At 65.7% G+C, this 11,838-nt stretch carries 10 protein-coding genes; 8 read left to right on the forward strand and 2 right to left on the reverse strand.

What is annotated here, in order from left to right; all coding sequences use genetic code 11:
• On the reverse strand, nucleotides 1–923 hold a 923-nt coding region (locus tag VFW79_RS08720), incomplete at its 3' end, for a four-carbon acid sugar kinase family protein (RefSeq protein ID WP_329676920.1).
• 245 nt (nucleotides 924–1,168) lie between these two features.
• Between VFW79_RS08720 and VFW79_RS08725 the strand changes: the two genes are divergently transcribed.
• The 8 genes from VFW79_RS08725 (at nucleotide 1,169) to VFW79_RS08760 (ending at nucleotide 10,939) form a co-directional block, all read left to right on the forward strand.
• Nucleotides 1,169–2,146, forward strand: a complete 978-nt coding sequence (locus VFW79_RS08725; protein ID WP_329676921.1) for a 3-hydroxyacyl-CoA dehydrogenase family protein — start codon at nucleotides 1,169–1,171, stop codon at nucleotides 2,144–2,146.
• Nucleotides 2,143–4,344 (forward strand): beta-galactosidase, encoded by a 2,202-nt coding sequence (locus tag VFW79_RS08730; protein ID WP_329676922.1) that lies wholly within the window; start codon nucleotides 2,143–2,145, stop codon nucleotides 4,342–4,344. The genes VFW79_RS08725 and VFW79_RS08730 overlap by 4 nt, the downstream gene beginning before the upstream one ends.
• Before the next feature lie 29 nt (nucleotides 4,345–4,373).
• Nucleotides 4,374–5,753, forward strand: a complete 1,380-nt coding sequence (locus VFW79_RS08735; protein WP_329676923.1) for an ABC transporter substrate-binding protein — start codon at nucleotides 4,374–4,376, stop codon at nucleotides 5,751–5,753.
• A 76-nt stretch (nucleotides 5,754–5,829) separates the two neighbouring features.
• Nucleotides 5,830–6,780, forward strand: a complete 951-nt coding sequence (locus tag VFW79_RS08740) for a sugar ABC transporter permease (protein ID WP_329676924.1) — start codon at nucleotides 5,830–5,832, stop codon at nucleotides 6,778–6,780.
• On the forward strand, nucleotides 6,777–7,697 hold the full coding sequence (locus tag VFW79_RS08745; protein WP_329676925.1) for a carbohydrate ABC transporter permease: 921 nt from the start codon (nucleotides 6,777–6,779) through the stop codon (nucleotides 7,695–7,697). The genes VFW79_RS08740 and VFW79_RS08745 overlap by 4 nt, the downstream gene beginning before the upstream one ends.
• Nucleotides 7,698–7,868: 171 nt before the next feature.
• Complete coding sequence (locus tag VFW79_RS08750; RefSeq protein ID WP_329676926.1) at nucleotides 7,869–8,963, forward strand: Gfo/Idh/MocA family protein; 1,095 nt, start codon at nucleotides 7,869–7,871, stop codon at nucleotides 8,961–8,963.
• Nucleotides 8,960–9,955: an aldo/keto reductase gene (locus VFW79_RS08755; protein ID WP_329676927.1), complete on the forward strand. Its 996-nt coding sequence runs from the start codon at nucleotides 8,960–8,962 to the stop codon at nucleotides 9,953–9,955. Before VFW79_RS08750 ends, VFW79_RS08755 begins: the two co-directional genes overlap by 4 nt.
• Nucleotides 9,956–10,075: 120 nt before the next feature.
• Nucleotides 10,076–10,939 carry a DeoR/GlpR family DNA-binding transcription regulator gene (locus tag VFW79_RS08760; RefSeq protein ID WP_329676928.1) on the forward strand — a complete coding sequence of 288 codons (864 nt, stop codon included), beginning with the start codon at nucleotides 10,076–10,078 and terminating at the stop codon, nucleotides 10,937–10,939.
• A gap of 81 nt (nucleotides 10,940–11,020) precedes the next feature.
• Here the strand turns inward: VFW79_RS08760 and thiD are convergent.
• A partial coding sequence (thiD, locus tag VFW79_RS08765; protein ID WP_329676929.1) for a bifunctional hydroxymethylpyrimidine kinase/phosphomethylpyrimidine kinase occupies nucleotides 11,021–11,838 on the reverse strand: 818 nt, incomplete at its 5' end.

An 11,838-nucleotide genomic window follows, 5' to 3' on the forward strand; every position in this document is an offset into this window, starting at 1 on the left:
GCGCCGAGCGTCCAGTCGATGACCTCAGCGACCGCCACCTCGAACGAGGCACGGAGCCGCTCGATATCCAGCTTGCGGGCGGGCGCATGAAGCTGCGCCGCGGTGACCTGCCTTTGGCTCTGCTGCGAGACGCTCCCGCACAGGCTGACTCGACGGCCGTCGACGACCGGGATGCTCCGGATGTCGCCTTCCGCGTGCGCGCCAACGAGACCTTGAGCCAATCCTGACGCGCCTGTGACGACGCGCAGGTGGGTCGTGGCAGCGGCGATGGTTGACAGATCGTCCACCGTCAGTGCGTCGATGACGACCAACACGCGCCCGTCCGGCCGGCGGAGGCGATCAAGCGCCGACCTCACGGCCGCGGGTCCACTGCGCACCACCTGCAGAGGGATGACTGCCACGTCCGCGGTGGTCTGTGGCGCCAGCAGGCGCGGCAGGCTCGAGTCTCGCATCGGCGTCAGGGGATGGTGCCTCATCGGGCTCTCGCTGAGCAGCTGGTCCCCGACGAACAGATAGCCCTGGTAGACAGTCCTGCCGGTGTCGGGAAAGCTCGGCACGACCACAGTCAGCGTCTCGCCCGTCTCGGCGAGGACGGCGTCGATCGTCGGGCCGATGTTGCCCTGCGGTGTGGAATCGAACGTCGAGCAGTACTTGACGTAGATCCGGTCGGCGCCCGCCGCTTCGAGGACCCCCAGTGCCGACCGAGCGGCGGAGACCGCGTCTGCAACGGGGGCGGTGCGCGACTTGAGCGCGACCACGATCGCATCGACCTCGTCGATGGCGGAGATCGGGGTTGTGGACAGTCCAGCGCCGGATGCCCCGAAGAGCACGACGGTTCTGAACCCCCTCGCCACGAGGTTGGTCGCCAGGTCCGTGGCACCCGTCAGGTCGTCCGCGACGCATCCCCACGCAACCATCGGCATCTCTCTTCCTGGGTTGTGGCCGCCATCCTCGTCGGCTGTGCATCGCTGTGAAACCACGTTAACATACTTGACAACGATGTGAATCTACTTCATGCTCATGTTGCCGGCCACCGCTGGCAGCACACCTTGAGACTCGCTCACACGATCGTCATCCGCGGTCCTCCAGCCGCCTTCAGTGCCACTCGGGTCCGGGCGACAGCGCCCACATCGACCGCAGACGCATGACGAGAACGAGAAGGCAGATCATGACTCACAGCACAGTCGCACATGGCGAGATCCACCGTGTTGCCGTCGTCGGCTCCGGCTACATGGGCGGCGGCATCGCGCAGGTCCTGGCGCTCAGCGGGGCGACGGTGGTGCTCGCAGACGTTGACGGTGAACGCGCCGCGGCGGCGCTCAACCGACTCATCGAGCAGGCGGATCGATTCGAGTCGAGCGGGCTGTTCGACGCGGGCTCCGGAGAGGTCCTCCGCCAGCGACTGACGGCCGCGAACAGTGTCGAAGACGCTGTCGCGAGTGCCGACTACGTGACGGAAGCTGTTTTCGAGACTCGCGAGATCAAGAGGGAGGCCCTCACGCGCATCAGCGCGGCTGCTCCCGAGCAAGCCATCATCGCGACGAACACGTCCGCGATTCCCATCGGCGAGCTGGCTGAAGCGGTCGAGCGGCCCGAGCGGTTCCTCGGCGTCCATTGGATGAACCCGGCGCCGTTCATCCCGGGTGTGGAGCTGATCGCTGCTACTCAGACCTCCGCGCACACGATCGAGACCGTCGAGGCGTTCATTCGAGCGGCCGGAAAGGTCACAGCGCGAGTTGCCGATTCGCCGGGATTTGTTGCCAATCGTCTTCAGTTCGCGCTCTATCGGGAGGCCGTCAAGGTCGTCGAGGAAGGCCTTGCGACGCCGGCAGAGATCGACTTGGTCGTCAGCAGCACGTTCGGGTTCAGGCTCGCCCTGTTCGGTCCCTTTGCCATCGGCGACATGGCCGGCCTCGATGTGTATGCGGCGGCGTATGCGACGCTCGCGGCGTCTTTGGGTGACCGTCTGGACGCACCCGCCTCGTTGACCCGGCTCGTCGATGAAGGACACCTCGGGCTGAAGAGCGGGAAGGGCTTCCTCGACATTGACGAGGCCGATGTTCCGCAACTTCTCTCCTACCGGGAGAAGGCTTACCACGCATTGAGCTCGCTGCGCCGGCAGCTGGGACCGCCGCCCGGACTGTGAAGCAGCGCGGCGAAGAAGAACTGTTGTCGTCACTCGAACCGAACAGGGTCAATGATATGAATAGGACGACGGAGTCCGGTCCGACGCAGGAGGCGGGACAGATCCCGTTCAGGGCCAGTGGCGTTCGATACGGCGCTGCGTACTACGCGGAGTATCAGCTCTCCGATCGTGTCGAAGAAGACCTCGACCTGATGGCGGGCGCTCATTTCACGGTGATCCGAGTGGGCGAGTCGGTGTGGTCGACATGGGAGCCGCAAGACGGGGTCTTCGACCTTGACTGGCTGCAGCCCGTTCTCGATGGCGCGCACGCTCGCGGCATCGGAGTCGTGCTCGGCACACCCACCTATGCGGTGCCACCCTGGTTGCAGAAGAGTCATCCGGAGATCGCCGCCGACAGGGCGACCGACCAGCCGATTCCCTGGGGTGCCAGGCAAGAGGCCGACTTCTCGCACCCCGCCTTTCTCTACCACGCTGAACGCGTCGTGCGGGCCGTCGTCAGTCGCTATGCGCACCACCCCGCCGTCATCGGGTTCCAGGTGGACAACGAGCCGGGAATGCAGCTGTTCCACAACCGTGGATCCTTCCTGAGGTTCGTCGAGCGGCTCAAGGCGCACTACGGCGACGTCGAGACTCTCAATCGCGAGTGGGGTCTGACCTACTGGTCGCACCGCATCGCCGACTGGTCCGAGCTGTGGGTTCCGGACGGGAACACGCTCCCGCAGTACAACCTGGCATGGCGCCGTTACCAGGCCGACCTGACGACCGAGTTCATCGCATGGCAGGCCGACATCGTCCGCGAATACAGCAGTCCCGACCAGTTCGTGACGACCTGCATCGCGTATCTTCGTCCCGCCCTGCAGGACGCCGATCTCACGTCGACACTCGACATCACGGCAGCCAATGCCTACTACGGGATGCAGGACCACTTCGACATCACGGCGGATCTGGCTCCGGGTCGGCCGCCGACGACGACGGGGCCGTGGGGGCTCTACCGGCAGGCGGACCGCTTCTACTCCTCGAAGCAGGCTCGGTTTCTCGTCACTGAGACGAACGCGCAGTCCATCATGGGCAGCGACCAGAACTACCCGCCGTACCCCGGTCAGCTGATGCTGGCAGCGCTGGCACTGGTCTCGCGCGGGGCGGCCATGATCGAGTACTGGCACTGGCACACGCTGCACTACGGCACCGAGACCTACTGGGGCGGAGTCCTGCCCCACAGCGAGCGCCCCGGGCGCATCTACCGTGAAGTGACCCAGATCGGCGATGCCCTGAAGGCACTCGGGTCGAGCCTTGACGGCTACGTGCCGGACGCCGACGTCACCCTCATCTTCTCCTACGACAGCAAGTGGGCGTTCGAGTTCTTCCCGCCGCTGCACAACGGCGATGGTTCAGCCGACCGAGATTCGTACCAGCATCTCTTCGACACGTTCTATCGAGGAGTCATCGATGCGGGCGCCCAGGCCCGGATCATGCACGTCAGCCAGCTGGGCGACGACCCCGCAGGGTTCGCTGCCTCCCACCCGGTGCTCGTGGCGGCCGGTCTCTACGTCGCTGACGACGCCACCCTCGTGTTCCTCCGCGAGTACGTGCGTGCAGGCGGCCACCTGGTTCTAGGGATCCGCACGGGCTACGGCGACGACGAGGCACGCGCACGACTGGATGTCGCGCCGGCGTTCCTGACCGACGCGGCTGGGGTCTGGTACGAGGAGTACACGAACCTCGATGCACCCCTGCGGCTGACGGCAAGCAGTGCGCTGGACCTCTCGAGCGGCGCACGTGCAACGCAGTGGGCTGATGGCCTGATCAATGATGACGCCGAGGTGCTCGCTGGCTATGACCATCCGGTCTTCGGCAGCTTTCCCGCAGTCACGACGCGGGCCAGCGGCTCCGGACGGGTGACCTACGTCGGCACGGTGCCCAACACGGCACTCGCCGCCGATCTGATGCGCCATGTCATCTCCGAGCCGATCGTGCACGCCTGGCTGGGGGCCGCGTCGAGCACCGTGCGCGTGACATCCGGCACGACCCCCGACGGCGCACGCACCTGGTTCTTGTGCAACTGGAGCGGCGACGCGGCTACCGCGGTCGCGCCAAGCAATGTGATCAACAGGATCACCGCCGAGCGCATCGCCGCCGGCAGCGAACTCTCGCTCGAGCCCTGGGCCTGCCTGGTGCTGGCCGACGAGACCGCCTCATGACGGGGCGGCATGACGAGGAAGAAAGGCACATGATGCGCAAGGCACCAAGAACAGCAACGGCGCTGGGCTCCGGCATCCTGGTGGCAGCGCTGCTGCTCTCCAGCTGCTCGAGCGGCGGCGGTGGCGGTGGCGCGACGGCTTCACCGTCCGGTACCCCGAGCGCGGCCACTCTCCCTCAGGCGGAGATCGACAAGGCCATGACGACGCCGACCACTCTGACGTTCTGGACGTGGGTCCCGAACATCACCGATGAGGTCGCGATGTTCCAGAAGAAGTACCCGGCGATCACTGTGAACGTCGAGAACGTCGGAAACGGCCCGGCCCAGAACACCAAGATCCGCACTGCGCTCCAAGCCGGAAGCGGTGCACCGGACGTCGTGCAGATGCGGTACCAGGACATCTCGTCGTTCACCGTCACCAAGAGCCTCCTTGACCTGGCTCCCTATGGTGCGAGCGACCTCAAGGGCGACTACGTCGACTGGGTCTGGAACCAGGTCTCGGCCAAGGGACAGGTCTTCGGAATCCCGCAGGACTCCGGCCCCATGGGGAACCTGTACCGCGACGACATCCTCACGAGCGCTGGTATCTCTCAGCCGCCCGCGACATGGGACGACTACGCCACGGCAGCTGCGACCGTGAAGTCGAAGACTGGCTCGTACATCTCGAACCTGGCGCCCAACGATGCCAGCCAGATGCTCGGTCTCCTGTGGCAGGCGGGCGTGAAGCCGTTCGCCTATGACGGCGAGCAGACGGTGGGCGTCGCACTCAACGGTGACGTCGCGAAGAAGGTCGTCGCGTACTGGCAGAAGCTGATCCAGGCCGACCTGATCTCCGTCGACCCCGACTACACCGACCAGTGGTACCAGGGTCTGGCGGCTGGCAAGTACGCCGGCTGGATCACCGCAGCCTGGGGCCCCGTCTTCCTCCAGGGGACCGCGGCGTCCACGTCGGGCAAGTGGCGCGCAGCGGAGCTGCCGCAGTGGGTGGCTGGCGAGCACAAGTCGGGGAACTGGGGCGGTTCGGCTGACGCCGTTCTGAAGTCGACCAAGAACCCGATCGCTGCCTACGAGCTCGCCAAGTGGCTCAACAACGACAAGTCGTCGGCAAGTGAGTTCACCACGAAGCAGCTGTTCTTCCCGACCCTGAAGAGCGTGCTCAGCGATCCAGCCTTCGTCGATCTGAAGTCTGACTTCTACGGCGGGCAGGCCGTCAACAAGGTGTTTGCGCAGGTGTCCGAGACCGTCGACGTCAAGTTCGAGTGGTTGCCGTACATGGACTTCGCCGCCTCGAGCTACAAGGAGACCCTGGGCAAGGCGATCTCGGACAAGGGGGACCTGACCGCGGGCCTGGACGCCTGGCAGAAGGCCCTCGTCGACTACGGCACGCAGCAGGGCTTCACAGTCAAGTAGGAGCCTCCACGGGCGTGGGCGGCTGGCATCGACCAGCCGCCCACGCATCCCGCGAGACGAGGACGAGGGAGTCCCGATGACCAGCGCCACACTCGCCGACGTGTCGGCACGGGGAACAGCGCACTATCGCTCCAAGCGGACCATCACAGCGGGGAAGCGCAAGCAGCATCTCGCCGCGTACCTGTTCGTGATCCCGTTCTTTGCTGTCTTCATAGCGATGCTCATCGTGCCGCTGGCCTACTCCGGATATCTGAGCTTCTTTGCCACCCGGATCGTCGGCGGGGTCAGCTTCGTCGGGTTCGACAACTACACGAAGGCGTTTCGCGATCCGGCCTTCTTTGCCGGTCTGTCGCGGGTGGCCCTGGTGCTCGGCGTGCAGGTCCCGATCATGCTGGGGCTGGCGCTCTTCTTCGCGCTCGCCCTCGACAGTGGCCGCGTGCGGGGCAGCAAGGCGCTCCGGTTGCTGATCTTCGTTCCGCACGCTGTGCCCGGCGTCGTCGCCACCCTGATGTGGGGGTACCTCTACGGGCAGGACTTCGGCCCGATCGCACAGTTCTTCCGGACGATCGGCCTGCCGGCCCCGAACCTCCTCGCGGAAGGCACCGTGCTGGGGTCGATCATGAATATTGTCACCTGGGAGTTTGTCGGGTACAACATGATCATCATGTATTCAGCGCTCCGCGCCATTCCGACAGAGATGTACGAGGCCGCGGAGATCGACGGCGCGGGGCAGTGGCGCGTAGCCTGGAGCATCAAGATACCCGCGATACGGCCCGCAATCCTCTTGACGGTCATTTTCTCCGTCATCGGCAGCTTCCAGCTGTTCAACGAGCCGAGCCTGCTGCACAACATCGCGCCCAACGCCATCAACGACGCGTTCACGCCGAACTACTATGCCTTCAATCTCGCGTTCATCAGCCTCAACATCAACTACGCCTCAGCCATCGCATTCCTTCTCGGTATCACCATCATGATCCTCTCCTACGTGGTCCAGCTCTCGACCCAGAAGCGCGAGGTAGGGCGATGACCGACACCACCCTGACGGCTGCTCGGCGACTGCTGCCCGGACGGGAGGTGCGACGGGGGCGACGTTCACGGCACGACCGGCGCAGCAGCTTGCTCACGATCCTGATGTGGACGTGCGGCCTGTACTTCCTTTTTCCGCTCGTGTGGCTGGTCATCTCCTCCACGAAGAGCAACACCGACCTGTTCACCACATTCGGGCTGTGGTTCGGTCACCGCTTCAGTCTGTGGGACAACCTGGTTGATGTCTTCACGTCGCAGGACGGAATCTTCCTGCGCTGGTTGGGCAACACCGCTCTGTACGCGGGTGCGGGCGCTGTTGGCGCGGCCGCCCTCGCAACCCTCGCTGGGTACGCATTTGCGAAGTACGACTTCCCGGGCGGGAAGGTGCTTTTCAGCGTGACACTCGGCGCCATCATGATCCCGCTCACCGCACTGGCGATCCCGACGTATCTCCTCTTCAGCAAAGCTGGTATCACCAATTCGCCGTGGTCCGTCATTCTCCCGTCCATGGTGAGCCCTTTTGGGGTCTACCTCATGCGGGTCTACGCCTCCGACGCGATCCCGGACACGCTGATCGAGGCGGCACGCGTCGACGGCGCGGGGGAGTTCCGAACGTTCTGGCAAGTGGGATTGCGCCTGCTCGCACCGGGGATCGTGACCGTCTTCCTGTTCTCCCTCGTGGCGACCTGGAACAATTACTTCCTTCCGCTTGTCATGTTGAACTCATCAACGATGTACCCGATCACCGTCGGTCTGGCGCAGGAGCAGGCGGCGAGCGCGGCGGGCGGCGGCGCGCAGATCCTGTTCTCCACCGTCATCACCGGCTCATTCGTGTCCGTCGTCCCACTGATCGTCTCCTTCCTCTATCTGCAGCGCTACTGGCAGACGGGCTTGGCGACGGGGGGAGTGAAGGGCTAAGCAACGTCAAACCCTGAAGAGCAACCCCACAGACTGGCACGACCGGAGCAGCGGAGAGCACATGTCCCCCATCTGTACGCGCCCGATCTTGAGACTCGCTGACGCGAAGCTTGCCGAGGCGCTGGCGTCTGCCGCCGCGAAGTCGTTCGACCGTGCGATCTGGAAGACGGCGTGACGGGCGCAACGCGCGAGCCGCCGGGCCGATTCGGGTTGGTCGGTCATGGGTGGCGGGCGGGCTTCTACCTTCGCATTGCGCGCGCCGCACCGCGCTCGTTCACCTGCGTCGGCGTCATGGCACGAGGGCAGCGGAGTGAGCTCTCCACAACGGAGTCCGCGGACGTCAGGACGTTCGGATCTGTCCGAGAGCTGCTGCAGAGCGGCCGGCCGGATGTCGTCGTGGTCTCCGTGCCGCGCGCTGCAGCCCCGTCGATCATCGACGAGCTGGTCGACGCCGGCGTACGCGTTCTCGTCGAGACGCCCCCGGCGCTCGACCTCTCGTCGCTTCGAGCGCTCTGGGAACGGGTCGGCGACTCGGAGCTTGTGCGTGTGGCCGAACAGCACCCTGTTCTGCCCATCTTCGCTGCGATCGAGAGCATCGTCGCGAGCGGGGCGGTGGGCGACGTGACGTCGGCAGGGATCTCTTGGACGCACGACTACCACGCGATGGCGATGTTGCGAGGGTTCTTGAACATCCGGGGCGGTCCCGTGCACGTGGTCGGTGCGGCTGGCGAGGTGCGGGAGGTCGCCGGGCCGGACAGGTACGGCACGCCGAGCACGGCAGCCGAGGTGCAGCACACGCATTCGATGGCCATCTTGCAGGCAGACGGCAAGCTGGGCTTCTACGACTTCACGTCCGACCAGTGGTTCGACCCGCTGCGGCGACGACGTGTCCTGGTCCGGGGAAGCCGCGGCGAGATCGACGCAGCCGAGGTCACCTGGTCGGCCGGCAACGGCACGCCCATGACGGCACCGATCCAGCGTCGGCAGGTCGGGCTGAACGGAAACCTCGAAGGCATGGATCTGGACACGCTGAGCTGGGCCGGTGACGTCGTCTATACCAACCCGTTCAGGGGCGCTCGCCTTTCCGACGAGGAGATTGCCATCGCCACCCGCCTCCAGGCGGCCCTGTGCCCCGAAGGCATGAACGGGTACTCACTTGCGAACGCCGCTCAGGATCACTACCTGTCACTGCTCGTTCGTGAGGCCGTGACGTCTGGCGTCGCCCGAACGACCGAGCTCCAGCCATGGCACGAATTCGTGACATGACAAAGCAGAGCGTCCCGTTGCTGCGGCCCGCGAGTCACGGCGAGGTCGACATGGCTGTCCGTCCGCTGGGCAACACGCGCTTGGCCGTGTCGGGGATCTGCGTGGGCACGAGCGCACTCGGGGGCTGGGCGCCGCAATACGGGTACGACGTCGACGCGGCGACCGCGGTCGCAACTGTTCGGCGAGCACTGGAAGGTCCGTTCAACTTCATCGACACAGCAAACGAGTACGGGAGCGGGGGCAGCAGCGAACGGCGCATCGGGCGTGCGCTCGCTGAAGTTGGTGGTCTGCCGCCGGGCTTCGTTATCGGCACGAAGATCGACCCGCTCCCGGGCTCTGCGGTCTTCACCGGGGCCCGCGCCCGTCAGTCGGTCGAGGAGAGCCTCGACCGACTCGGTCTGAGCCGACTTCAACTCGTCTACCTCCACGATCCGCAGAGAATGACGTTCGACGAGGCAATCGCCCCGGGCGGACCGGTGGCCGAGCTGGTCCAGATGCGAGACGAGGGCGTCATCGAGCATATCGGAATCGCGGGCGGATCTATCGACCTGCAACTGAGGTATCTCCTGACCGGCATCTTCGACGTCGTCATCAACCACAACAAGTTCACGCTGATCGACCAGACGGCCGAGCCGCTGATGAATGCGGCAGCATTCCTGGGCGTCGCGTTCGTCAACGCGGCGCCCTTCGGCGGAGGGATTCTTGCCAAAGGGCCAGAGGCGGTCCCCAGATACAGCTATGTGCCCGCGACCGAGCGCACCCTGCGCAGGGTTCGGGCGATGCGGAGCATCTGCGATGAATACAGCATTCCACTCGCGGCTGTCGCGCTGCAGTTCTCGCAACGGGACCCCCGCGTCGCATCCACCATCGTAGGAATGTCTCAGCCCAGCCGGATCGACCTGACCGCCGAGCTGGCCGCGTACCCCATTCCCGGCGAGCTGTGGCGCAGGCTGCGAGACCTCATCTCGCAAGGACAGACGGGAGCGACATGACACGGCATTCTCAGCAACTGCCCCGCGCGCGAAAGTCCACTCGCGGGGCCAACGACTTGAGCAGCTGTCATTGCGGCCGCGATGCCGTGAACAGGAGCCTAGACATGCGAGGATGTCGACATGAGTGAGAACGACGCCCCCCTCATACCGGACCAGCGCCGCGAAGAACTCATGCGCCTGCTCCGGCGGGATTCGGTGTTGAGCGTGCACCAGCTCGTCGAGCTGCTCGGGGTGTCCCACATGACCGTGCGACGCGACATCGCTGCGCTCGAGCGTGAGGGTCGGGCGTTCTCTGTCGCCGGAGGGGTCCGCCTGGTGACGAGCGTGCGCCATGAACCGACCTTCGCCTCGAAGGTCGACATCGAGACTGCCGAGAAGCAGGCGATCGCGGCGGCATGCGAGCCCATGCTGCACGACGACATGCTGGTCTACCTCGATGCCGGAACGACCACCGGTGCGTTGGTGCCAACCATCCGCACGCATGCTGGCATGACGGTCATCACCAACGACTTCGCGATCGTCGATCAGCTGAGCTCGGCGACGCACGTGGAGGTGATCCACGTCGGGGGGCGCCTCGATCACGCGAACCGGTCGTCTGTCGGTTGGCTCGCAGCAGAGACGCTGCGAAGGCTCAACATCGACATCGCTTTCATCTCCACCAGCTCGTGGGATATCGGACGAGGTGTGACCACGCCCAGCGAGCTGAAGGTTGAGGTGAAGGTCGCCGCGGTCAGCTCCGCTTCGGAATCGGTGCTCGTCGCCACAAGCTCGAAATTCGGGACCTTCGGCATGTATCGCGTGCTCCCGCTGCGTCGATTCGATCGAATCGTCACGGATTCACATCTGCCTGACGCCGCCGCCGATGGCATCCGTGACCTGGGGGTTGGCTTGACGATGGCTTCGGCGACTCCTGTGTCACGCCGCGAAGCGCAAGAGAATGATGATTCAGGCGGGATCGACGGACGCACGCTGGCTTCCGACTAGAACGTGGGCCCACAGAACGGGCTGGGCCCGCGATGAACGCGGCTGAAGTGTCCGTGGGTCACGGACCGCTCGGCCCATGCGTCACGGTGCCACGGCACCAGCACGGCTCGGGGGCCACAGCGCATGGAAGTGGTGCACCGGACCGGGGCCGCGGCCGACGTCGAGGGTGTCCGCGGCCAGAAGGGCAGCGGTCAGGTACCCCTTCGCGTCGCGCACGGCGCTGGTCCAGTCCGGTCGGCCCGGGCGAAGGGCAGCGATCGCTGCCGAGAGGGTGCATCCGGTGCCGTGGGTGTTGCGGGTCATCACGCGGGCCGCGTCGATCCGGGTGGTCGTGCCGTCGACCGACAGGAAGTCCGCGCATTGCGGCCCGTCGAGGTGGCCTCCGGTGAGCAGGACGCCGGGACACAGCTCGCCGAGCCGGCCGAGCTGGTCGGCGGCGTCCTCGCCGGTCACGGCCTGTGGCTCGCCCAGCAGCACGGCGGCCTCGGCGACGTTCGGGGTGATCAGGTCGACAAGGGGGATGAGGGCATCGCGCAGGGTCGCGATCGCTTCGGGGGCGAGCAGGACGTCCCCGGTGCTCGCCACCATGACGGGGTCGAGCACGACGCACGCGGGGCGGTAGCGGCGAAGCGCGGCAGCGACGGCCTCGATCACCTCGGCGGTCCCGAGCATCCCGATCTTGACCGTGTCGATGCGCACGTCGTCGAACAGGCTCTCGAGCTGGGCGGTGACGAACTCCCCGGGAACCGGGTGGATGCCTGCCACACCCTGCGTGTTCTGGGCGGTCAGGGCGGTGACGACTGTCATGCCGTAGACGCCCAGGGCCGAGAAGGTCTTGAGGTCCGCCTGGATACCCGCCCCGCCGCTCGGGTCGGTGCCGGCGATGGTCAGCGCGTTGA

This window comes from Cellulomonas sp. (genome assembly GCF_036279715.1).
Taxonomy (GTDB): Bacteria; Actinomycetota; Actinomycetes; order Actinomycetales; family Cellulomonadaceae; genus Cellulomonas_A.

What these genes read in the sequence shown, in the direction of transcription:
- VFW79_RS08725 (WP_329676921.1), top strand. Translation starts at nt 1,169, where the DNA reads ATGACTCACAGCACAGTCGCACATGGCGAGATCCACCGTGTTGCCGTC.
- VFW79_RS08735 (WP_329676923.1), top strand. Translation starts at nt 4,374, where the DNA reads ATGATGCGCAAGGCACCAAGAACAGCAACGGCGCTGGGCTCCGGCATC.
- VFW79_RS08740 (WP_329676924.1), top strand. Translation starts at nt 5,830, where the DNA reads ATGACCAGCGCCACACTCGCCGACGTGTCGGCACGGGGAACAGCGCAC.
- VFW79_RS08745 (WP_329676925.1), top strand. Translation starts at nt 6,777, where the DNA reads ATGACCGACACCACCCTGACGGCTGCTCGGCGACTGCTGCCCGGACGG.
- VFW79_RS08755 (WP_329676927.1), top strand. Translation starts at nt 8,960, where the DNA reads ATGACAAAGCAGAGCGTCCCGTTGCTGCGGCCCGCGAGTCACGGCGAG.
- VFW79_RS08760 (WP_329676928.1), top strand. Translation starts at nt 10,076, where the DNA reads ATGAGTGAGAACGACGCCCCCCTCATACCGGACCAGCGCCGCGAAGAA.